Source organism: Breznakia sp. PF5-3 (assembly GCF_029504745.1).
Taxonomy (GTDB): Bacteria; Bacillota_I; Bacilli_A; order Erysipelotrichales; family Erysipelotrichaceae; genus Breznakia.
In genome coordinates, this window is record NZ_JAQFIQ010000005.1 from 15,698 (window position 1) to 38,763 (window position 23,066).

28 protein-coding genes are annotated in these 23,066 nt (G+C 32.8%); all 28 read right to left on the bottom strand.

Annotation, left to right across the window (positions count from 1 at the left end; genetic code table 11):
- Positions 1-3 precede the first annotated feature (3 nt).
- Positions 4-1,161, bottom strand: coding sequence for an aminoacetone oxidase family FAD-binding enzyme (locus M2475_RS01970; RefSeq protein ID WP_277489256.1), 1,158 nt, complete (start codon positions 1,159-1,161; stop codon positions 4-6).
- A 50-nt stretch (positions 1,162-1,211) separates the two neighbouring features.
- Positions 1,212-1,418, bottom strand: coding sequence for a hypothetical protein (locus M2475_RS01975; protein WP_277489257.1), 207 nt, complete (start codon positions 1,416-1,418; stop codon positions 1,212-1,214).
- Positions 1,419-1,431: 13 nt separating this feature from the next.
- A complete protein-coding gene (locus M2475_RS01980; RefSeq protein ID WP_277489258.1) occupies positions 1,432-1,917 on the bottom strand; it encodes a dCMP deaminase family protein in 486 nt (161 codons plus the stop codon).
- Positions 1,918-1,926: 9 nt separating this feature from the next.
- Entirely contained in the window at positions 1,927-3,177 is a 1,251-nt protein-coding gene (locus tag M2475_RS01985; protein WP_277489260.1) for a rhomboid family intramembrane serine protease, read from the bottom strand.
- Positions 3,178-3,183: 6 nt separating this feature from the next.
- The gene (locus M2475_RS01990; RefSeq protein WP_277489261.1) at positions 3,184-4,092 is read right to left on the bottom strand and encodes an RluA family pseudouridine synthase; all 909 of its coding nucleotides are present in this window, start codon (positions 4,090-4,092) and stop codon (positions 3,184-3,186) included.
- Positions 4,085-4,567: a signal peptidase II gene (gene lspA / locus M2475_RS01995; protein ID WP_277489262.1), complete on the bottom strand. Its 483-nt coding sequence runs from the start codon at positions 4,565-4,567 to the stop codon at positions 4,085-4,087. The genes M2475_RS01990 and lspA overlap by 8 nt, the downstream gene beginning before the upstream one ends.
- A 102-nt stretch (positions 4,568-4,669) precedes the next feature.
- Positions 4,670-5,326, bottom strand: a complete 657-nt coding sequence (gene nth, locus M2475_RS02000) for an endonuclease III (RefSeq protein ID WP_277489263.1) — start codon at positions 5,324-5,326, stop codon at positions 4,670-4,672.
- Positions 5,326-5,871 carry a DnaD domain protein gene (locus M2475_RS02005; protein WP_277489264.1) on the bottom strand — a complete coding sequence of 182 codons (546 nt, stop codon included), beginning with the start codon at positions 5,869-5,871 and terminating at the stop codon, positions 5,326-5,328. The genes nth and M2475_RS02005 overlap by 1 nt, the downstream gene beginning before the upstream one ends.
- A 2-nt stretch (positions 5,872-5,873) precedes the next feature.
- The gene (locus tag M2475_RS02010) at positions 5,874-6,329 is read right to left on the bottom strand and encodes a hypothetical protein (RefSeq protein WP_277489265.1); all 456 of its coding nucleotides are present in this window, start codon (positions 6,327-6,329) and stop codon (positions 5,874-5,876) included.
- Positions 6,330-6,339: 10 nt separating this feature from the next.
- Positions 6,340-7,023, bottom strand: a complete 684-nt coding sequence (locus M2475_RS02015) for a 5'-methylthioadenosine/adenosylhomocysteine nucleosidase (protein ID WP_277489266.1) — start codon at positions 7,021-7,023, stop codon at positions 6,340-6,342.
- Positions 7,020-7,721 carry a class I SAM-dependent methyltransferase gene (locus tag M2475_RS02020; RefSeq protein WP_277489267.1) on the bottom strand — a complete coding sequence of 234 codons (702 nt, stop codon included), beginning with the start codon at positions 7,719-7,721 and terminating at the stop codon, positions 7,020-7,022. Before M2475_RS02020 ends, M2475_RS02015 begins: the two co-directional genes overlap by 4 nt.
- Complete coding sequence (rsfS, locus tag M2475_RS02025; protein ID WP_277489268.1) at positions 7,714-8,058, bottom strand: ribosome silencing factor; 345 nt, start codon at positions 8,056-8,058, stop codon at positions 7,714-7,716. Before rsfS ends, M2475_RS02020 begins: the two co-directional genes overlap by 8 nt.
- Positions 8,051-9,085 carry a nicotinate (nicotinamide) nucleotide adenylyltransferase gene (gene nadD / locus M2475_RS02030; RefSeq protein WP_277489269.1) on the bottom strand — a complete coding sequence of 345 codons (1,035 nt, stop codon included), beginning with the start codon at positions 9,083-9,085 and terminating at the stop codon, positions 8,051-8,053. Before nadD ends, rsfS begins: the two co-directional genes overlap by 8 nt.
- The gene (yhbY, locus tag M2475_RS02035; protein ID WP_277489271.1) at positions 9,082-9,366 is read right to left on the bottom strand and encodes a ribosome assembly RNA-binding protein YhbY; all 285 of its coding nucleotides are present in this window, start codon (positions 9,364-9,366) and stop codon (positions 9,082-9,084) included. Before yhbY ends, nadD begins: the two co-directional genes overlap by 4 nt.
- Positions 9,366-10,433, bottom strand: coding sequence for a ribosome biogenesis GTPase YqeH (gene yqeH, locus M2475_RS02040; protein ID WP_277489272.1), 1,068 nt, complete (start codon positions 10,431-10,433; stop codon positions 9,366-9,368). The genes yhbY and yqeH overlap by 1 nt, the downstream gene beginning before the upstream one ends.
- Positions 10,426-10,950: a YqeG family HAD IIIA-type phosphatase gene (locus M2475_RS02045; protein WP_277489274.1), complete on the bottom strand. Its 525-nt coding sequence runs from the start codon at positions 10,948-10,950 to the stop codon at positions 10,426-10,428. Before M2475_RS02045 ends, yqeH begins: the two co-directional genes overlap by 8 nt.
- Before the next feature lie 109 nt (positions 10,951-11,059).
- A complete protein-coding gene (locus M2475_RS02050; protein ID WP_277489275.1) occupies positions 11,060-12,100 on the bottom strand; it encodes a hypothetical protein in 1,041 nt (346 codons plus the stop codon).
- Positions 12,042-12,644 carry a VanZ family protein gene (locus M2475_RS02055; RefSeq protein ID WP_277489276.1) on the bottom strand — a complete coding sequence of 201 codons (603 nt, stop codon included), beginning with the start codon at positions 12,642-12,644 and terminating at the stop codon, positions 12,042-12,044. The genes M2475_RS02050 and M2475_RS02055 overlap by 59 nt, the downstream gene beginning before the upstream one ends.
- A 17-nt stretch (positions 12,645-12,661) precedes the next feature.
- Positions 12,662-13,009 carry a 30S ribosome-binding factor RbfA gene (gene rbfA, locus M2475_RS02060; protein ID WP_277489277.1) on the bottom strand — a complete coding sequence of 116 codons (348 nt, stop codon included), beginning with the start codon at positions 13,007-13,009 and terminating at the stop codon, positions 12,662-12,664.
- A gap of 4 nt (positions 13,010-13,013) precedes the next feature.
- Positions 13,014-14,840, bottom strand: coding sequence for a translation initiation factor IF-2 (gene infB, locus M2475_RS02065; RefSeq protein ID WP_277489279.1), 1,827 nt, complete (start codon positions 14,838-14,840; stop codon positions 13,014-13,016).
- A gap of 8 nt (positions 14,841-14,848) precedes the next feature.
- Positions 14,849-15,145, bottom strand: a complete 297-nt coding sequence (locus M2475_RS02070) for a ribosomal L7Ae/L30e/S12e/Gadd45 family protein (RefSeq protein ID WP_277489281.1) — start codon at positions 15,143-15,145, stop codon at positions 14,849-14,851.
- Positions 15,138-15,395 carry a YlxR family protein gene (locus tag M2475_RS02075; RefSeq protein ID WP_277489282.1) on the bottom strand — a complete coding sequence of 86 codons (258 nt, stop codon included), beginning with the start codon at positions 15,393-15,395 and terminating at the stop codon, positions 15,138-15,140. The genes M2475_RS02070 and M2475_RS02075 overlap by 8 nt, the downstream gene beginning before the upstream one ends.
- A gap of 15 nt (positions 15,396-15,410) precedes the next feature.
- The gene (gene nusA, locus M2475_RS02080; protein WP_277489283.1) at positions 15,411-17,108 is read right to left on the bottom strand and encodes a transcription termination factor NusA; all 1,698 of its coding nucleotides are present in this window, start codon (positions 17,106-17,108) and stop codon (positions 15,411-15,413) included.
- Positions 17,109-17,127: 19 nt separating this feature from the next.
- Positions 17,128-17,595, bottom strand: a complete 468-nt coding sequence (rimP, locus tag M2475_RS02085) for a ribosome maturation factor RimP (protein ID WP_277489284.1) — start codon at positions 17,593-17,595, stop codon at positions 17,128-17,130.
- 112 nt (positions 17,596-17,707) lie between these two features.
- Positions 17,708-20,470 (bottom strand): immunoglobulin-like domain-containing protein, encoded by a 2,763-nt coding sequence (locus tag M2475_RS02090; RefSeq protein ID WP_277489285.1) that lies wholly within the window; start codon positions 20,468-20,470, stop codon positions 17,708-17,710.
- A gap of 111 nt (positions 20,471-20,581) precedes the next feature.
- Positions 20,582-20,956, bottom strand: coding sequence for an SseB family protein (locus tag M2475_RS02095; protein ID WP_277489286.1), 375 nt, complete (start codon positions 20,954-20,956; stop codon positions 20,582-20,584).
- 1 nt (position 20,957) lies between these two features.
- Positions 20,958-21,695: a glutamine amidotransferase gene (locus M2475_RS02100; protein WP_277489287.1), complete on the bottom strand. Its 738-nt coding sequence runs from the start codon at positions 21,693-21,695 to the stop codon at positions 20,958-20,960.
- Positions 21,692-23,005, bottom strand: coding sequence for a Mur ligase family protein (locus tag M2475_RS02105; protein WP_277489288.1), 1,314 nt, complete (start codon positions 23,003-23,005; stop codon positions 21,692-21,694). The genes M2475_RS02100 and M2475_RS02105 overlap by 4 nt, the downstream gene beginning before the upstream one ends.
- Positions 23,006-23,066 lie beyond the last annotated feature (61 nt).

The window sequence follows — 23,066 nt, forward strand, 5'->3', positions numbered from 1 at the left end:
TTTTTACTCTATATATTTACCAGCTACATATCCACTAACAAAGGCAACTGTTATATTATAACCACCTGTAAAAGCGTTGATATCCATCACTTCTCCACAAAAGGATAAAGTGTCTATTATTTTTGATCCCATTGTCTTTGGATAAATCTCTTTTATAGATATTCCACCATTTGTGACAAATGCATTAGCAAAGCCTCTTGTCGTATATACAGACATTGGAAATTTTTTAATATTATGAACCAATGCCATCTCATCTTTCGATATAGATTTTAAATATTGAAGAAGACGTTTTGGCAAAGCGATTGCTTCTTCTTTCCTTAGTTGCTCACTAATATCATTGTGATGTAGTGTTGGTAAGAAATCTATTTCAAGCATTACTTTATCTTCTTTCTCCAATCCTTTTAACACATAAGTACTCGCTCTTAGTGCTGCTGGACCAGAAATACCAAAATGTGTAAAGATCAAATCGTGATGAATACGTTTTTTTATCTTTCCGTTTTGTAATACACTAAGTGTAACATCACTGAGTGACAACCCTTGTAATATCTTCTTTTGAATTACTTCATCATTAGACACCAAAGGCACTTCTGCTGGTAGTAAATCACTAATCGTATGCCCTGCTTTTTTTGCCAAAGCATATCCAGAACCATCAGATCCTGTAGTGTGATAGGTTTTCCCACCAGTAGCAAGAATTATATGATCATAATGATAATCTTCTTGCTCTGTATATAGTATTTGTTGCTTATAATCAACATCTAAAACCTTACTTTGAAATACAATTTTCACATGTAATGCTTTTAATTTCCTTGTTAGTGCTTTGCGAATATCTTCTGCTTTATCACTTTTCGGAAAGACCCGATGATGATCTTCTACTTTTAATGGACAATCCATTGATACAAAAAAAGATTGAATCGATGTTGCATCAAACTCTTGTAAACTACTGAATAAAAACTTTCCATTCTTCACAATATTAGCAATAAGTTCATCATGTCCTACATCTGCAGTTACATTACAGCGTCCCCCACCTGTTAGCATTAATTTTTTCCCTAGTTGTTCATTACGTTCTAGAATAGTTACCTCATAGGTAGGATGATGTGTCTTTGCAGAGATTGCCGCCATCATACCTGCTGGTCCACCACCAATTATATAGACTTTTTTCATAGATTCTCCTTCTATAATATTATACCAAATAAAAAATGCCAATTAAGGCATTATTTTTCTGATACATAACTAACGATTAAAAACACAATAAATACTGGTAGTAAAATTTTAAAAACAAAACTCACTACAACTGATAATAACCAGAAAACCGTACTTATTAAAAGCACTGGAATCATAATACGTAAAATTGCTTCTATTACATACCCATCATTCCATAAATAAATCGTTTGATTAAGATAACTTTTAAAAATCCCCATTTTTTATTCACTCCTAAACATTTTCTATTTTTTCTACATTTAATTTTAGACGATATGATAATTTTTCATATTTCACACCTGCAGCTTCAAACATCTTTCTACTCGCCGCTGCTGCATCTGATTTAAAATTCTTATCATCTTCAAATACCACCCGAATAATACCACTTTGAATAATTGCTTTTGCACATTCATTACAAGGAAATAAAGATACATATAAACTACATCCTCGTAAATCTTCGCCACTGTTTAAAATTGCATTTAACTCAGCATGAACAACAAAAGGATATTTTGTATTTAAATAATCACCTTCTTTACCCCAAGGAAAGACATCATCATCACATCCTTTTGGTAAGCCATTATATCCAATACCGACAACCTTTTTATCATCTGAGACGATACAAGCACCAACTTGTGTAACAGGATCCTTTGAACGTAATGCACTTAAATGTGCCAACCCCATAAAATATTCATCCCATGTTAGTACATCTTTTCGCTTCATCATTTCCTCCTACTCTTCATATAGGGTTACTACCCTATCTTCAATATAGTCTGCATAACCATCCAATCCTAGATTATGAAGATGTTTTATAACTTGATAATCAGTTTTTGGAAAAAGTGGTTCTACACTATTGTTATTATACCCTAAATATCCTAGGCAACCTAGGAAAATCACAAAACAGATTGTTACATGTGGTTTATAAGCTTTCCATCGATCACTCTTAATAAAGATAAAACCTAATACTGCTCCAGCCAAAAAACCTCCAAGGTGCGCCGTCATACTAATTCCTGGCAATAAAGAAATCAATAGGTTAATCGATACAATTCGTAAAATAGAGTTACGTACTTGAGGAATCTTGATAGTACGATTTTCAAAAGCAATGACAATCACAGCTGCCATAAGCCCATATAACCCACCAGATACTCCTACTGACATCAAATTATCCATCACAACAAAAGTAACAATATTTCCAACAATTACCGATACAATTAAAATAATGAGATATTGTGCTTTCGTAAATACTTTCTCAATTACCTTTCCTAAGGTGTATAAAGCAATCATATTCATTAAGAGATGCGAAATATTCATATGCAATAAACCCGCTGTAAATAATCGCCAATATTCATTGGCTGCAACAATAAACGTCTTATAATACGCGCCACAGATAATTAATGTATCATTCCAAACATTATCACTACCCCAGCCACCTAAATAATTAGAAACACCAAATGTCAAAAAGAATATAGCAATAAAAACCGCTATTAATATTCCAGTGAACTTTGGTACTTTATTTGCTTCTTTTTGTTGTTCATATAACCGTTTGTTTTGATGGTTTTGTAGATTTTTATTAATCCTTTTAATTTCCTCTTGTTTGTTTTCAACCTTATGAATTGCTGATTTTAACGCTGGAAAAGTTTCTATCAAGTTTATATCTTCTGTATTTTCATTTAACAATACTTGGGTAAACTCATTTTCAGCAAACTCTGCACTCTCTTTATTCGTATTAATAATCAACACATTTCTATCACTTTCGATAAAACGATTCAAAAAAGTTTTTACTTTTTCTAAATACTCTGTTTCAAACATCATTGAAGAAGATGCAACTGCATTGAGTCGAATGATAGGATATTGCTTGTGATCCTTATTGGTAAGCCACAAGTCCTTTTTCTGACCACTAAAGCGAATAATATTATATTCATAGTTCTCAACTAAACAATCCATTATTTGATATAACGTCACATCTTTGTCTTGTAGTTCCATATACGATCACTCCTTCCTTAAGGTTTCTAATACTTCTTTAAATATATCCGGCATCTCTGCTTGGACTACGACCTCTTCATCTGTCACAGGATGCTTAAAACGCAATTCATAAGCATGTAGTAATTGTCCACCTGTTCGCATTGTCTTTCGATAAGCGTAGGCTTCATCACCGGCAATAGGATGCTTGATATATTGCATATGTACACGAATTTGATGTGTTCTACCAGTTTCTAGTGTACATTCAACAAACGTATAATTTTCAAATCGCTCTAATACCTTAAAATGAGTAATTGCTGGTTTGCTATTTTGCTCGCAGACACACATCTTTTTACGATCTTTTACATCTCTACCAATTGGTGCATCAATCGTTCCATAATCATGTTCTATTACCCCATGGACTAGTGCATAATATTTACGTGATACTTGCTTCTTCTGCAATTGTTCACTCAAGCTCATATGCGCTTGATCATTTTTCGCAATAATTAACAAACCACTCGTATCTTTATCAATACGATGTACAATGCCAGGACGTAAAACACCATTAATTCCACTTAAATCGTGACAATGATATAAAATTGCATTCACTAAAGTTCCTTGATAATTTCCAACTGCTGGATGTACAACCATCCCTCTAGGTTTATTTACCACCAAAACATCTTGATCTTCATAAACAATATCAATTGGTATATCCTCTGCTTCAATCTGCAATTTACTCGCTTCAGGAATCTCAATTGATATTTTATCTGCTATTTTTAGCTTATAATTATTTTTCACTGGTCTATCATTTACTAAAATGGCTTCTTCATTAATTAATGATTGAATCCTACTTCTAGACATATCCAAATGATCACTTATATATTTATCAATGCGCACATCCATTTGTTCTTCTGTGACTTCAATTACTTCTTTACACATCGACTTTCACCCCGATTCCTTTTAAAAATTCATCTAAGAGCAATAATCCAATACCAATACACAAACACATATCCGCTATATTGAATACAGGAAAATCATATCCAAAAATTATAAAATCCAAAAAATCTCTTACATATTGAAACATCAAACGATCAATAAAATTTCCTAACGTTCCAGAAATCATTAAGATGATACCAACCTTTGATAACATCTTTTCCCCTTTTAAATTACGATAATAAAAAATCAACAAAACAAGAGCTACAATTGTAATAAGATAAAAGAAAACCATCTTTCCTTCAAATAAACTCCATGCTGCTCCCGTATTACGAACATAGGTAATATCAAAAAAAGAAGGAATGATAGAAACTGATTCCCCTAAACGCAAGGATCCTTCAATTGCATATTTACTTATTTGATCTAGCAACAAGCTACCTATAAAAATAATAGCTAAGATAATTTTATTTCTCTTTTTCATAATTTCCCTCATTTATTTGCATTTTAATATTATAACACCTTTGCTTATGTTTTCAAAAATTAAGTACTTTTTATAAAGAAAAAAGCATTTCCAAAAAAGGAACTACTTTTTTGTTTTTGCCAATGATTTTTTATATGCCTCAAATTTTTTATTCTTACAAAAACTAACAAAAGCACACTGCTCACATTTTGGATTTCTTGCCGTACAATGATAACGTCCAAAAAAGATAAACAGATGATGTGCTTTATTCCAATATGCACGATCTATTTTTCGCTTCAATTTCGTTTCAACAACTTCTACATTATCACCAAACTTAGCAAATCCTAAGCGTTTTGATATTCGCTCTACATGTGTATCTACTGCCATAGAAGGAATATCAAACCATACCGAACGTACTACATTTGCTGTTTTTCTACCAACCCCTGGTAGACTCGTCAACGCTGAAAAAGAACTTGGTACTTTACCATCATAGGTTTCATCCAATGCTTTAGCACAAGCTTTAATATTCGCTGCCTTATTACGATATAAACCGATTCGACGAATACAATTTTCAATATCTTTTATATCGCCTTCCCCAAGTGCTTTGGGTGTAGGAAACTGCGCGAATAGATTAGGTGTTACTTTATTAACTGCTTGATCTGTAGTCTGCGCACTTAAAATTACCGCAATGATAAGCTCATAATCATTTTTATGAACTAGTTCACACTCTGCATCCGGAAACATTGATTCCATCGTATCCAAGATAAACTTTACATCCATCAGCGTTTCCCCTCTTCATAGTCCTTTGCTGTTAATTGTTTTTCTTTCCAATTAATTAATATAACATCAATATAATCAAAACTACGTTTTTCATAAACAACCGCTTCACGAAGTGCATACTCAATCAATTGAAGATCATATGTAGCCATCCATTCACTAAGACGTTGCGACTCTAAAGAAGTCAAAGGACGAGCAAATTCACTCTCATATAATTCAAATAAATTTGTATATTCATTAGTGGATAATACTTCAAGATTTTCTTTTACTCGAAAGACTCCATCTAAGCAATAAATAACTTGTCGATTTTGCATCTTAATCTCTACATATCCACGATTCATCAACGAATTCAAAAGTTGATCTAAATGCATAGCTGTCATTTTACATTGTTTTGCTGTTTGTTCTAAATCAAAATTAATATTAAATTCATTACAATAATCAATATATAATAAGATGAATGTTTCTTCAGCACTAATATCTAAAGCTGCTATTTCACTCAAAATAAAATTGCGGCGATTAAAATATGTTTTCTGATACAATGTATTCATCTTTACTTGCCTCCACTATAGAATAATAACTCTAAATTTTCAAAATCATAAACTAACATATCAATATCATTTTCAAATATATATACAACACTATCATATCCATAAGAAACAACTGGTTCAATCCCGTTGAATTCTTCATATTTAGATTGTTTTTCCTTCACTTCATCAAACTGTGCTTCCTTCTTTCCACGTGATGCAATTTTCTTACCATTTTTATCATAAATTACATATTCAGAAGATGTTTCACATGTATAAGTAACAAATTCAAAGCTATATCGATCGATACTCTCACAAGTATCCTCATCATTTCTAATCTTATCTATTACTTTTTCTTCAGCACTTTGGTTTTTTAGTACTGGCCCACTTATAAAAATTGCCATAACCCCAATCATAATCAAGAGAGTCAATAAAAGTAAAGCTAACGTTATTAAAATTGTCTTAATATTAATCTTTTTCATATTGTCTCCTTTACTTTACATCATATTTGATAAATGACTCACAAAACATTGCACTTCGCTCACTAGCTTGTATTGCATATTCCATAAAATCCATTTCACTATTGGTATGATATGCGTTGTCTGATAAAGAGCGTAGGATAATACATGGAATTTTGAAATGATTACATACAAAGGCAATTGCACCTGCCTCCATCTCACAAGCAATCACTTCTGGAAAATGATCCTTAATTGTATTTACCTGAGACATTTTGTGAACAAAGCTATCACCACTAGCAATTGCACCAACCCATATCGTATGCGTTTCTTCAGCTAAAACAGCTAAAGCCTTTTCAATCAATGTTTCATCACTATAAGATATAATACCATAGCCTTCATCGCCATCCAATCCACTTGTATCATAATCATGTTGGATGATTTCTTTCGCTATAACCAAATCCAATACTTCTTGTGTTTCTTTTAAACCACCTGCTGTTCCAATATTGATAACATACTCAATATCAAATGTAGAAAGCAATAGCGTTGTTGTCATTGATGCATTCACTTTACCAACACCACTTAATGCTAAAACAACCTCTTGTTCACCCATTTTTCCTTTGGTAATTTTAATATTTGATACCACGCTATCTTCACAGCTTGTAAGCTTTGATTTCAAGGCATTTACTTCAATCTCCATAGCTCCTATAATTGCAATCATACACTACCCTTTCTACAAACAAAAAAATATTTTTCGCCACTTTGAATTCCTTTTTTCTCAAAATCCGTAAATATTTCTAAATGAAAGCCAATTGCTTCTAGCAATTGTTTTACTTCCTGAGGATCAAATACATTTTGTATATGGTTTTCATATTGTGGATTTCCTCTATCATCATAAAAAATAAAATTATGATAAAGTTTATCCTCCTCTGAACAAATACTCCATGTATATTCTACTCCATCAACAATGCCAGCTTCATAAAATGCTTCTGAGAACTCTTCTAAGCGATCTAAAGAATGCATATCAAACATCCAAACACCTTGTTCATTTAAATGCTCATATACCGAAGTAAAGACATTTACCAAATCATCACTCTCTAGATAATTAAGACTATCACAAAAGCATATGATTGCATCATAATGATTTGAATCATTTATCTTTGTCATATCCATTAATTGATAATCAATAAGTTTGGTAGCATCCTTAGCTTTGGCAACTTTCAACATAGAAGCTGAAATATCACTGGCTACCATACGATATCCCGTTTTTGCCAACGCCAAGCTGATTTCTCCACTTCCACAAGCCAATTCCATGATTGAATCACCAAGCATATGTTGCTTTACAAATTCCACATATTGCTTGGTTGCATCTTCATCTTTTACTAAGCTATCGTAGTGTTTGGCTAACACATTATACATGCTGTCCCTCTTCAATCCTAGGTAAATCAGCATACAACCGCTCTAATTTATACAATTCCCTTTCTTCATCTAAGAAAATATGCACGATGATATCATCGGCATCAATCAAAATCCAACGAGAGTCTTTATTTCCTTCAAAGTGATGAATCGAATACCCATTCATCTTTAAATCATCACGAATATTATTCGCAATAGCATATACTTGCCGCAAGTTGTCTGCATGGGTAATTACAACCCTGTCAATAAAAGGATTCAAAGCTGTGAAATCATAAATGATAACATCTTCTCCTTTGGTTTTATTTATTGCATCAATAATTAAATCTAATTTTTTATTCATCTAAAAACTCCTCACCATAAAATTTTTCCTGGTCTTCTTTTACTGCTTTAAATCCAGCATGAATATCTGTCAATGCGATATTCCATAATTTTTGTGTATCATAATCTCTATCTGGATCTAATTTGTCTGCGATATATAAAATTTTCGCATAGATTGCATTGCTACTTCCCAACACATGATGTTCAATCGCCTCTAATATGCGATGATCATAAATTCCTAAATGGTGCTTACATACATAACTTCCCAAAAATCCATGCCAGATACTTTCCTTGGTCTTCAACAGATTAGGTTGAAGGTGTTCGATAATCACTTTCGCATCCGCCAAAGAAAGATAGGTAAACTCTTTATTAATATCGTGATACATACCTGCTAAATATGCAATCTTTTCATCATATCCATGAACCTTAGCTAAGTTAACACAAAGCTCAGCTACTCGCATACTGTGTTGATAGCGATACTCACTCATATAATTACTTACAATTCCAGCATATATATAATTCTCACTGATATATCTTTTTACTTTTGGATTTAGATAAGTTAACTTACCTTCACGAATTGTACTACTACTAATAGGATAAGGATTCATATGTAAAGGATGAAGTTTATAATCAGAAGTATATTTTTTTCCATCCCTTTCAAAATAACACAGAGATACTTCCTGTTGAAGTTTATCAATATCCTTCCACTTATCCAATTGCTCTACCTGATCTCCACCAACGATAAAGAAAAAAGCAGAATCTTTATAAAGCTTTTTCAATTTGTGAACCGTATCAATTGTATAATTTTTTCCCTTATTCGTTTTTTCAATTGTACATACTTTGAAATTACGATAAGAAGCTATTGCAAGCTTAACCATGTTCACTCGTATTTGATAATCACTGAGCACTCTTTCCTTTAATGGTGTATCGTTGCTTACAACAAACCATACCTCATCCAAATGCAATTGTCGTTTTGCTTGTTTGGCCATTTCCACATGTCCTAAGTGAATCGGATCAAAACTACCTCCCAGCAAACCAACTTTTCTCATACATCAATAACCTTCTTTTTACTTCTACGAAATAAAACGATTGTCTTCCCAATCAATTGTACAACTTCACTATTGGTTGCACCTGCAAGATCCAAAGCCATCTCTTTGATATTATCATCACAGTTTTTTAATACACTAATTTTTACTAATTCATGTGCTTCTAACGCCAAATCAACGGTTTCAATCAAGTTTGCTCCCAAACCTTCTTTACCAATTTGAATAATTGCATTTAAATTTACAGCTAAACTTCTCAAATAACGTTTTTGTTTTCCACTAAGCATTAAATCATCGCCTCTCTAAATAGTACATCTACATTCTTATTTACATATACATGAATATCTTTCACTTCTCCTTGGATGCAAAACCATCCTAGTCCAGCAATTACAATATCCATCTTCTTTATATTTTTAGTTGTCGTATATTTTTTCATATCCTTATAATTAGAATCAATCGTTGGAGAAAGCATTTCCCCAAGATGTCTTTCCCATAGCTCATCCGCTTGTTCCATCTTCCCTCGATGAATCGTTAAAGATTCACTAAAGTAACACACTACACTTACCTGTTCACAAGCTTTTAAATCCAAGCGTACATATCCACCTATCGCTAATGATTGATTATCCTTTAACTGATATTTCTTTGGATTCAGCTGCTTAAAGAAGATTGCATCCTTTAACTGATCTTCTGGTACATATGTCAACAAGGATTTCTTGTTGACGATTCCAGGGGTATCATAAAGAGTATAGTCATTATATAGTATTGGATTAATATCCAATGTTGTTCCTGGATGAATCGATGTAGTTAATGCTTGTTTTTGTAACAAAGCATTTAGCAATGTACTTTTCCCTGCATTTGCATTCCCTAATAAAACAACATCACGTCCTGCTCTAAAGTGATCCATAGCAGCTTCAATTGAAGCTACAGATTCTTCATCTTGTTTATGAAGATTTGGACACATGACAACACCTTTTACATGAATTCCATTTACTTTTAAACGATGTAAAATAAAATTTGCAATTTTATTTGGATTTACATCTCTTGGTAATAAATCACTTTTCGTACATATTAATACGATATCTTTTCCTATCAAATGACGATTGATACCTTTGATAATACTAGATTCAAAATCAACAACATCCACAACCCATAACACTAATGCATCTAATGCATTTACCTTTTCTAATAATGCATCGTTATCAATTCCTTGTTGCATAGATATCATTACATCATTGTAATGTGTTAATCGAAAACAACGTTGGCAATATTCTTTTTCCATAGAAGGTGTATATCCCAACGCTTCTTTATCTTCATTTTGTAATATCACTCCGCATCCTTTACATGTTTTACTCATTAAAAACTCCTCTTTTTAAGATACCACGATTCTCTAACCGCTTATATATACGACGTTCAATCTTTCGGTTTATTTTTGTAGAATTCAAATCACGATCAACTAACGGACTCGTTAGAATAGCATATATTTTCATTCGTTTTGCCCCTAAAACATCAGTTAACAATTGATCACCAATAGCCACTACATCTTCTGCTTTCATTGCATAATCTTTTAAAATTTTTCGATATGTCCACTTAATTGGTTTCTTAGCAAAACTGTAACGATGAATCCCCAGTGCTTTGGCAAACGTTTCTACACGTTCTTTATGATTGTTGCTAATTAAACAAATTTGTAATCCACTAGCAAGTACATTTTCCACAAACTGCTTTGCTTTATCACTTGGTAAGCTCATATCATGAGCAACTAAAGTATTATCAATATCACAAATAATCAATTTTTTATTCATTTTAACAAGTTTTTGAATATCAATATCCATAAAACTTTTCACATATAAATCAGGTGTAAATAAACGAATCATTAAGCACTCACTTTCTTATTTTTTACTGTACTAATAGTACCATTTTTTAGTTATCATATCAATTTCTTAAAGACAAAAATAGAAAACCACTAAACTTTATTTAGTGGTCTTATTCAAATGCCTTATAAGTTAATTCTACTGACAAATGATTATTAATTTTATCCAATGCCTTCAAAAACTCTTCTTTATCATAAATTGCAAGATCAATATAAGAATAATTGGTACCTATTGCACCACCAATGCTCTTAGCTATACCATGCGGAAACAACAATTCATTTAATTTCTTTTCTAACTGTTGACGATAAAGTGCATCTGCATCAGAACCATGGTTGTTCTTATAATATAAGTATCCAAATTCACCACCATAATCATAAAATTCATGATACGTAACAAACTCATTATTTAATACTTCACTAATTAAAATCGGATGAACCGTAAAAATCATTTTCATATCTTTACGAACTTCATCAACAATTTTTTCATCTTGCAATTGATACACTCTATAAATTGTCGTTGGATCATTATATTCTGGCCATTCTTTCTCATCTATAATTTCTAACATTACTTCATAGAATTCTGGTAAAATTGCATAATTTCCACCCTTTTGTGCATCAATAACTTCAATATTTCCAATATATGCTTCAAGAGCACATTCACCAATGAATAACTGCAACATATATACTGCGATTTCATTAGCTTTATTAGGATCTAAAACAGAGAAAGCATCACAATAGATTTCCACATGAAAAGATTTATTCACATCATCAATTGTATAATAAACAATAAAATCTTCTGGGTGATATTCTTGTTCTTTAATTCGCAATACCGTATGCAATGCTTTTTCACTTAATGGTGGTAAATACGCATTGATAATCCATTTGTCTGATAACGCTTTGGGTGCAAACGATTTTAATACAGCACAGATTAACTGTACGTTTTTATCTTGTCCGCTATGGAATGTCAATTCATAAAAATCATCGCTGATTCCCACTTCTAGTGAAGAATTCGTAAATTCTTCAAAATACGTGTTTAAAATTTTAACAATCTCATTAATCTCACCACTATTATTTTCTGCTAACGCTTTTTCTAAATTATTTTTCTCTTCTAGAAATACTTTCCAAAATCTCTTCACTTGTTTTTTGATTGACATTTTGTTCTCCCTTCTTTCGATAGATGATACAGTAGATTACATAACCAATACATCCACCAATCGTATTAAAAATCAAATCATCAATATCGGATATTCCAACATAACACAAATACTGAACACTTTCGATTGCTAAAGATAATAAAAATGAATAACACAATACTTTTATAAAGTTTGTCGTTTTTATAAAATAATTGATACAAAGGCCAAAAGGAATAAACCAAATGATATTTCCACCAACATTATATAGCAAGAAAAGATATGCGCTTCGTGTATCTACATACAACAAATTTTCAAAAGACCATAATAAAATGGTCAATGGTTCTAAATTGATTACCCGCGTGGTATTCATAAACAAACCCTCACGATATACCGTAACATATAGCAAGGCAATCAAATAAAAGACAAAAATAAAGGTAACAATTTTATGTTTAAAATGCCTCCCTTTATTTTTCTTATATATATAAATGATACTAAATATAATTGTCGATAGTATTGTTGAAACAACAATACTATTGACAACTAATTCTATAAGCCAGTTTATCATCTGTATACCCCCGTAACTTACTTATCACGAGCGTGAATATCAGCGATAATTTTATCGATTCGATCTCCTTTTTCAAGCGTGTCATCCAATAAGAAGACTAACTCTGGAACTTTGCGCATCGTTAATTTTTTAGATAATTCACTACGAATAAATCCTTTTGAACGATTTAAAGCTTTCATTCCCGCTTCTTTACGAGAATCTCTTCCCAAAAAAGATACATATACTTTTGCTACTGATAAATCATTTGTAACAACACAATCCATTACTGTGATGAATCCAATTTTTGGATCCTTCACAGCTCTTGTTATGATTTCAGAAATATTCCTACGAATCAATTCTGCAACTTTTTCATTCTTTAAACCCATGTGATTACTCCACTTCTACTTGTTGATCTTCAAATGCTTCAATTAAATCTCCTTCTTTAATATCATTAAAGTTTTCAATTGTGATACCACATTCGTATCCATTACTAACTTCTTTGGCATCATCTTTAAAACGTTTTAAAGATCCAAGTTTTCCTTCATAGACAACGATTCCATCACGGATTAAACGAACTCCACAGTCTCGTTTAATAACACCATCACTAACCATACAACCAGCAATAGTTCCAATCTTACTAACCTTGTAAGTTTCACGAACTTCTGCTTGTCCAATGATAACCTCTTCATATACAGGTGCCAACATACCTTTCATAGCATGTTCCATTTCTTCAATCGCTTTATAAATAATGTTATGAAGACGAATATCTACGCCTTCTTCCTCTGCTTTTTTACGCACAGCAGCATTTGGGCGTACATTAAATCCATATACAACTGCATTGGATGCACTCGCTAACATAATATCTGATTCACTAATTGCTCCAGCAGTAGAACGAATTACATTCACCTTTACTCCTTGTACTTCGATCTTTTCAAGTGATGCTTTTAAAGCTTCTGCACTACCTTGTACATCTGCTTTTACAATCACATTGATACTTTGAATGTCACCTTCCTCGATTTGACGAGCAAGGTCATCCAAACTAAGAGCTGATGAAGCATTACGCTCTTCTTCAACACGAACATTTAAACGTGCTTCTGCAATTTGTCTTGCTTTCTTTTCTGAATCAAATGCTTTAAACACATCTCCAGCAACAGGAACACTATTTAACCCAATAATTTCTACTGGTGTTGATGGACCTGCCGTTTTGATTTCTTTTCCTATATCATCTGTCATTTTTCTTACTCTACCAAAAGCGGTACCAACAACAATAGCATCTGATGCATGTAATGTCCCATTTTCAATAAGTAAGGTTGCAACTGCTCCACGACCCTTATCAAGTTTCGCTTCAATTACGGTTCCAACTCCATTTTTATGAGGATTTGCTTTTAAATCTGCAACTTCGGCAACAACTAAAACATTTTCTAATAGGTCTTCAACGCCTTCTCCTGTTTTTGCACTTACAGGAACAAAGATCGTATCTCCACCCCATTCTTCTGGCATACATCCATTATCACTCATCTCACTCATTACGCGCTCAGGATTTGCACCTTCTTTGTCCATCTTGTTGATAGCTACAATAATTGGTACACCTGCTGCCTTCGCATGGTCGATTGCTTCTTTTGTTTGTGGCATTACACCATCATCTGCTGCAACAACGATAATAGTTACATCAGTAACTTTTGCACCACGAGCACGCATAGCCGTAAATGCCTCATGTCCTGGTGTATCTAAGAAGGTAACCTTTTTACCTTTGACCTCGATTTGATACGCACCGATATGTTGTGTAATTCCACCAAATTCACCTTCTGTGACTTTTGTTTTACGAATTGTATCCAAAAGTGTTGTTTTCCCATGGTCAACATGTCCCATGATAGTAACAACAGGTGGACGGCTTTCCAATTGTTTTGGATCATCTTCTTCTTCAATTTCTTCAAAATTGAACTCTTCAACAATATTTTCTTTATGAACTTCAATACCAAACTCCATACCTACAAGTTCAATATTTTCATCATCCAATACGGTATTGATGGTTGCCATATTTCCCAATAAAAAGAGAAACTTAATAATTTCAGAAGATTGTTTGTGCATTAGCTTAGCCAATTCACCAACTGTAACCTGTCCAGAATATGTTATCTCTGTAACTGCTTCTTCTACTTTTTTTGGCGTATACTCTCTTTTCGTATTCTTGTTATTGCGTCTTTGTCTTGTTTTTGCCATATCCTCACCTAACCTTTCAAATTAATCTTTATTTTATTCGCAAAGCCATCATCTAATATTCCAACTGCTTTCACATTAAATTTACCAATCGCTTTGCTTAACACCTCGCTACTTTCTATAAAACCATATGCTATTTGATAATATTTACACTTATCTTCTAGTTTCTTTTTTGTATTTGCTGAAGCATCTTCAGCAATCAAAACAAACTTACACTTCCTCGCTCGAATATCTTTCATGATTGTTTCACCTATAGAAATATTTCTAGAAGCTGCTGCCAACCCTAAGATACCTACAAGTTTATTCATTAATCAACTTCCTCAATTCATCATAAATAGAATCTTCTACTTTCACATTCAAAGCACGATCCAAAATCTTTTTCTTTTGTGCCAAATCAACAGCTTCATTGCTTTTCTTTAAATAAGCACCTCTACCATTAGCCTTACCACTCAAATCAACAATGACATCCTTTTCTGGTGTTCTAACCACACGAATCAATTCCTTTTTAGGTAATTGCTCTTGGGTTGCAACACATTTTCGTAAAGGTATTTTTCTCAAAATGATACCTCTTTTCTATTCCTCATCATAAAATTCATCATATTCATCAAAATCAATATCATCATTGATCCATGCTTTTTCTTTTTCAGCAGCTTCTGCTGCAGCAATTTCCGCCAATTCTTCTTCTGTATAAATTGGTTTCAATTCATAATCACGTTCGTTTGGATCATGTGTTGGTTGAGGTTGTGTATCTTCATAGATTGCATCGTTATCATCTTGCTTCTTATATTTCTTCTTCACTTTTGCCTTTGGTGTTTCTTCTTTCTTCGCACCAGCAATATCTTCAAATTTAGAAACATAAGCACGTTTTTCTTCAATATCGATACCCTTTGCTTTTTTCTCTTTTGCTAAACGAGCAGCTTTTTCAAGTTCATCTTCTTCTTTTGGTACTTCTACTTTTTCTACTTTCTTTGGTTTTGGTTGGGCTTTTTCTTTCGCAACCTCCACCGTTTCTTCCACAACAACTTTCTCTTTGTTTGTCTCAACAGGAGTAGTTGTTTCTGGTTGGAATTCTTCTTCAATGAACTCTTCACTCAACAATTCATCACTGAATTCTTGTTGTGCTTCTTGTTTGCTTAACTCATCAAAAATATCTTTTTGTGCACGTGCACGTTCTTGTTCTTTTGCTTCTGCCATCTTAAGTGCTTCTTGTTCAGCAATTGCTTTCCAATCAATTCCCATTGTTTCTGCATCACTAACCGATTTAATATCAATCGTATTATTTGTAAGTTTCACTGCAAGTCTAGCATTTTTTCCTTTTTTCCCAATTGCCAAAGATAATTGATCATCATTTACAATAACCATCAATCCGCGTTTGGCTTCATTTGGAATAACAGCTAAAATTTCTGCTGGAGCTAATGCATTCTTAATAAGTTCTCCTACATCTTCACTCCATTCAAAAATATCAATTTTTTCACCTTTTAACTCTTCAATAATAACTTGAACACGTGAACCACGTGGACCAATACATGCTCCAATTGGATCAATGTTTTCATTATTTGAATATACTGCCATCTTACAGCGTTCTCCAGCTTCACGAGCAATCGCCTTAATTTCCACGATTCCTTGATAAATTTCAGGTACTTCTTTTTCAAACAAACGTTTTACCAATACTGGATCTGCACGAGAAACCAATACTTGTGCACCTTTTGTTTCTTTATTAACATCACTAATTACAACCTTAACATGTTGTCCTTCATAATATGTTTCATTTGGAATTTGTGCCACCTTTGGCATCAAAGCTAATGTTTTACCAATATTTACCAAACAGAATTTATCCTCTACCGTTTCCACAACACCAGTTACAAGCTCTTCTAACTTATCTGCATACTCATCATACACAGCTTGTTTTTGAGCTTCTCTAGTCTTTTGTTTCATAACATTTTTCGCTAAAATAATGGCGATTCGTCCAAATTCTGTAAAATCCACTTCTTCTTCTACAAAAGCTCCCAATTCATAATCTTCACGAATTGCTTTTGCATCTTCTAGTGAAATTTCTAATTCATCATCTGTGACTTCTTCGACCACAAGTTTTTGATGATACACCTTAATATCATCATCAAAAGATACACGTACATAAGCATCTTGAATATCAATATGTTTACGATATGCTTTTGTTAATGCTTCTTGCAAAGCTTCAATAATAATTTCTTTTGAAATACTGCGATCACTTTCAATTTCTTGCATCGCCTTCATTACATCTTTTAGTTTCATGTCTTTGTTAAGTTCCTTCCTAAATTTTAACTGATAATCTGATTAAGCGTATATTGCTTTTATCAATCGAGATTTGTTTCTTTACTGTTTTTAATAAATATTCTACCTGAATTGTTTCTTCATCTACAGCTTTTAAATAGCCTTTTATTTCATCAAGTCCTGCCTTTGGATCTTTTAATTTCACATATACATAATCTCCAAGTGCACTCATCAATTCTTCATCGTTTCGCAATTCACGCTCAGCCCCTGGTGAACAGACTTCTAGATAATATTCATAGTTAATGATATCAAGCTCATCTAACTTATCTGAAATATACCCAGATACTTTTGCACAAGTATCAATGTCCATTTTTCCACTTTTATCGATTATCGAAACCTGCAATATTTTCATTTTACCCTCTTGGGTCCACACAATGTCATACAAATTTAAATTCTCTGCATCAACGATTGGTTTGATAATTTCTTTTAGTTTTAAAAGTGAAGTCATACTACCTCCTATTCAATAAGTAAGAGTGGGCTTTCGCCCACTCTTGTTTCGTATGCATACAGTTTAGCACAACTTCCTCAAAACTGCAATATAATTCATTTTTTCCTAATCTTTACATTATTTTTGAATGTTTCTTTTGTTTTTTTGCGACACCTAATATTGCTATTAATGATAAAGAAAGAACTCCCATCCAAAGATTTACATTTGTTGCATCACCACTGTTTACAACATTTGTATCATCGGTTGATTTTGATGGTTTACTTATTACTTTATCTTCTTTGGCTTTTTGCACTGTAACTTGAATATATTTTTCATATACACTTCCCTCTTGTTCTACATATAAACGAAGTGTATATACGCCTCCTGTTTTAGCACCATTTTTTAAAGCTTTCAATGTGTTCACATCTACTTTAACTTCTTTGTTTCTTTCAACTGATGCACGAGATCGAAGATCCGTTATAACATTTACATTTGCTAATTCTTTGATTTCACTTTCATCTAATGATTGTACTTTCTCATAAGGGATAGTAAAATCACTAGCCTCTATTGTTATTGACAATTCCATAACATTAACAATTGTTGTGAATGTCTTTGTTTGGTCACCATCTACATAAAAGATAACTGTATAGATTCCTTTTTCTCCTTGTACATTATGTGACTTCACCGCTACTGGCACTTCTGATAAATCATCTTTTCGATATGCTTGTGCATCTGTCAATTCAATCAATTCCTCATCCGTGATATCTTTTGCTTGCTGTTTACTAATCATGATTGGATTTGCTGTAAACATATACTCATCTTTATTAATAATCTCATTTTCTACTACGATAATCTTACTTGTAGCAACAATTACAGTTGGATCCCCCTCTACACAAAATGAAACTGTATATTCTCCTTTTGCTGGAGAAAATGTGCTACTTGCAACTTCTATCGTACTTCTCTTCACTGGTGTTTTTCCATCATATTCCCATGCTTCTGCATCTACTAAATCAATCAATGCTTGATTAGAGTTTACTTTTTCTGCTTCATTTACTTCAATCACTACATCATTTGCATTTCCAACATAAGTAACTTTCTTATTATCTGCTGCTTTTACAATTAACGTTCTTGATGCAGTAAACGAGTTATCATCACTATCAACAACTGTATAGAATATTTCATATTCTCCAGGTTCTGTAAAGTATACAGAATCAAACAGTCCATTCAACGTTCTGTACTCTACCTTATATGTTATATCTCCATCCTTATCATCTTCTGCCGTAACACCACTCATTAAATCCAATTCTTTTCCTGCTTCAACAATTAATGGTGTTGAAGCAAAGCTTATTCGTGGATATCCATCAATATAAATATTTGATGTGATACTTACATCAAGATGTCCAATTACTGCATAATATATTTGCTGTTTTGGTATATACCCTAACATCGTTGTATCTACTTTTTTCATATCAGCTAAATTCCACGCTTGAACATTGGCAGCAACATTTAAGTCTGCATTATCATATTCTGTTTCACTCATCCTTACATCATTGCTTGTAATCACAAGTCCTTTTTCTTTATTTACCGTAATATTATCTGCATCCACTACTTTTACAATAACCGTTTTTTGAATTTTTTTATTCGCCTTATACCCTTTGGCTTCTAGTTTTATTTCATATTCCCCTTCTGCTACTACAAAATTAGATGATACTACTTTGGTAGTTGTAAATTCTCCTTTATTTGTATCTACATTATACAATTTAGAATACGCATTTGTTAGTATGATTAAATCATCATTATTCTTTATTTTTTGTGCTTGTGCTAAAGTAATCAATTGATTTTCAGCTGTTGTAGTATAATATGTTTTTTCTTTGCTATCCCCTACATTTATAACTACAGAAATAGTTAACATGGGATTATCTTTTGCTTGGAACGTTACGTTATAAAGGCCTTGTTTTGCTTGTACGTTGTTATCTTTAATTACAACATCTGCTTCACTCATATCCTTTGTGCTCCAAACCTTTGCACCACAAAGTTCAATAAGTTGTTGTTCGTTTATCTTACTTGCTTCTGCCTCACTCATGGAAGCTCCCTTTGCATAAATCGCAAAATTATTACGAGCTTCTATGGTTCCTGTATCTACTACTTTGATAGTCACAGTCTTTGTTAGTCCATCACTCATTGCCTCATCAGGTAAAAGCCTTGCTTTAAAACTCACCTTATATTCACCAATCTCTGGCTTGTATGTTGAAGAGACCATATCTGTTTCTCGATTTCGAGTTCCATATCCTACGATTGAAATTGTAGATTTTGCTTCCGTAATTTTTATCAAATCTTCTGCTGTTGTAATTTTCACAGCATCTTCTAAAGTGATTACAACATCGTTTGCATTCGTATGATAGAACGCACCTCCTGTTGAAGCTGAAACAGCAATATATACAGTCGTTTGGGTAGAAGGATCTTCTACCACATAAAAAGTGACCTCATATACTCCGATCTCTGGTCGGAAATTGGTTTGCTTCACACGTACTTCACCTTCACTATTATCACTTTCACGATAAGCTTTCGCTTTTGCAAGTTCAATCAATTCATCATTGGCTTTAATTGACCTTGCTTCATTTGATGTCATTACTATATTCGCTGCTGTAATTGAGTATGTTTCTTCAATTGCAACCTCTGGCTCATCATTATCCACATCTTCACTTTGAAGCGTTTGGATACTTTTATTATCTTCTTTATTATCATCTGTAACATCTGTTTCCGTAATTTCAGAAGCGTTTGATTCCAGCTCCAAACCACTAAATACAATAGACATACTAAGGATGCTTAGAATCATCAAACTACATAATATTCTTCTTCCATAAACAATATGCTTTCTCAATTTTCTCTTGTTCATCTTCTCTTTTCCTTTCACGTATGTTCCTTTAACACACTATTTAATTAGATGAAAACAATAAAAAAAAGGTTCACTATTAAAAAATGAGAAGAATATCTTCTCATTATCATTTTAATTTAATCCCTGTTGCAATAATCCCTTAATTTCATCAGAATAAAGAATAATAGATTCTTCCTGTCCTGGGTTAATCACTACATTATTTTCTTTTAAGGTTTCTAGTATATCCGCAGCATTGGCTTTCACATAAGGTGTTTCATTTTCATCAAGGAAATCTGCTAATGCATTCATTGATAAAAATAAAGGTACATATACTTCATCTTCATGATTGATTGTGAATATTTTTAAATTGTCACCTTCTACAACACGATTTCCTTCTAAATCACTCGCAGCAATAATATACACATCATTTAATAACAACTCATAGAAAAACTTCTGTTGCATCGCTTCATCGTGAAATGCTTTTTCAAATGTTGAATCTAAACTCATATTATCCCTTTTCCTGCTGCATTCTTTTTCGCATAGTTTCTTTTGCTTCTAACTCTAACGTATCGTCCAAAGGTTTTAACATTACTTCTTCATAATCTTTATGCAATGCTTTCTTGATGATGAAATCAGCCATCTCTGGATTCTTTGGTAACAATGGTCCATGCATATAAGTACCTAAAACCTGTCCATTATAAAAGCCTTCAAATTCACCACGATAAACATTTCCATGCCCTTTGATTACCTTTCCTAGTGGTGTTTTAATATTCTTTGTCTGTCCACCATGATTTTCAAAACCAACAATCGACACTTTTTCACCATCCAAATCAGCCTCAATTTCAATATTTCCAATACATCTACCAACATCAGAATTGCTTTCTGTATAATACTCAAAAAGTCCCAACCCTTCAATTCGATTACCATTGCTATCAATGTAGTATTTACCAAAAAATTGATAACCTCCACAAATCAACAAAACGAATGTATGAGCTTTAATTGCATCGAGAATGTCTTGTTTTCGATTCACTAAATCTTGATATAGTAAATGTTGCTCGCGATCCGCTCCACCACCAATGAAAATCAAATGATAATCGTTTAAATTTTTTTGCTCACCAATTCCACAAGTATCAATACTTACTTCGATATCGCGATCCAAACAACGTTTTTTTAATACTTGAATATTTCCTCGATCTCCATAAAGATCCATAATATCATGATACATCCATAAAATTTTCATTTTCATTTCTGATTCCTCCTCAATGCTGTACGCATTGGTTGGAGTGCAGTATATGTTGCAAGTACATATGCATGATCATGCAACGATTTCAATTTCATAATCGCATCTTCCACCTTAGGTAAAACAATGATTTCTCCCGTAAAATTTTCATACTTTAATCGCAATGCCATATCATATGCCCGCAAGCCACTACAAATAATTACTTTTGTTTGCGAATCTACTAATAAATCAAAATGTGCATCCCATATCCATGAAATATCAGTTCCATCTTGAACATTATCATTTAATACAATAACAATATCCTTAGCTTCTTGATCACGCATGATATACTTCATAACTTCATTGGCACCTGTAGGATTTTTTACTAAATTCAACAAACAATCTCTACCAATATCAAAATGTTCCATCCGTCCATCTTTTAATTCAAAACCTTCCAACACTTCTTTGGCTACCAAAAAAGAAATATCATACAACTTAGCAATACTAATTACTCCCACGCAATTATAAATTGCATATAACGCATCTTGTGGTGTATGAAACACGACTCCATCCACAGTAAAGCTTTGCTTATCAATATCCACATCAGTCGCTTCTAAATAGAAACTATGATGTCCAAAATCACAGTTTGGACAATGGAATCTACCAATATGTGAATATTGATAGTAATCATATTCTAAAACAGCATTGCATCGAAAACAGAATTTTCCCTCACTCGCTTCATCAGATACTTGTTTACTTAGTTTATTTTTTGCTACCCCAAAGTAAAACACTTCAGCTTGAGGAGCTACATCTGCTAACCGCACAACATTTGGATCATCCCCATTCAATACCAATTGTCCTTGGTATGTAGCAAGTGCATTTCCTACTTTACCAACAACATTTTCCATTTCACCTGCACGATCCAACTGATCACGGAAAAAGTTATTAATTAAAATCGTTGATACAGGTACATTCTTTAAAACATGTGGCACATTTAATTCATCAACCTCAATGACAATACAATCACTTTGTACTTTCAAACCAAATGAAGTATGATTTAAAATTAGTGTTGTTATCCCTGCCATTAAATTATCTCCACGTACATTACAAATGGCATTCTCATATTTCTTACGCATAAGCGCATATACCATATTATTGGTTGTTGTTTTCCCATTTGTACCAGTTACAAGAATAATCTTTGAAGGATACTTTATCTTTTTTAAAATATTTGCATCTAATTTCAATGCAATTTGTCCTGGTAGTGAACCACCACGACCAAACAAGCGTAATCCTGCTCGGATAAACTTTACAATTAATATCGTTATTCTAGCTCTCATCTTAACTCCTATTTTTAATGAGACTATTATATCACCTTCCACAAGAAAGTTATATATAAGT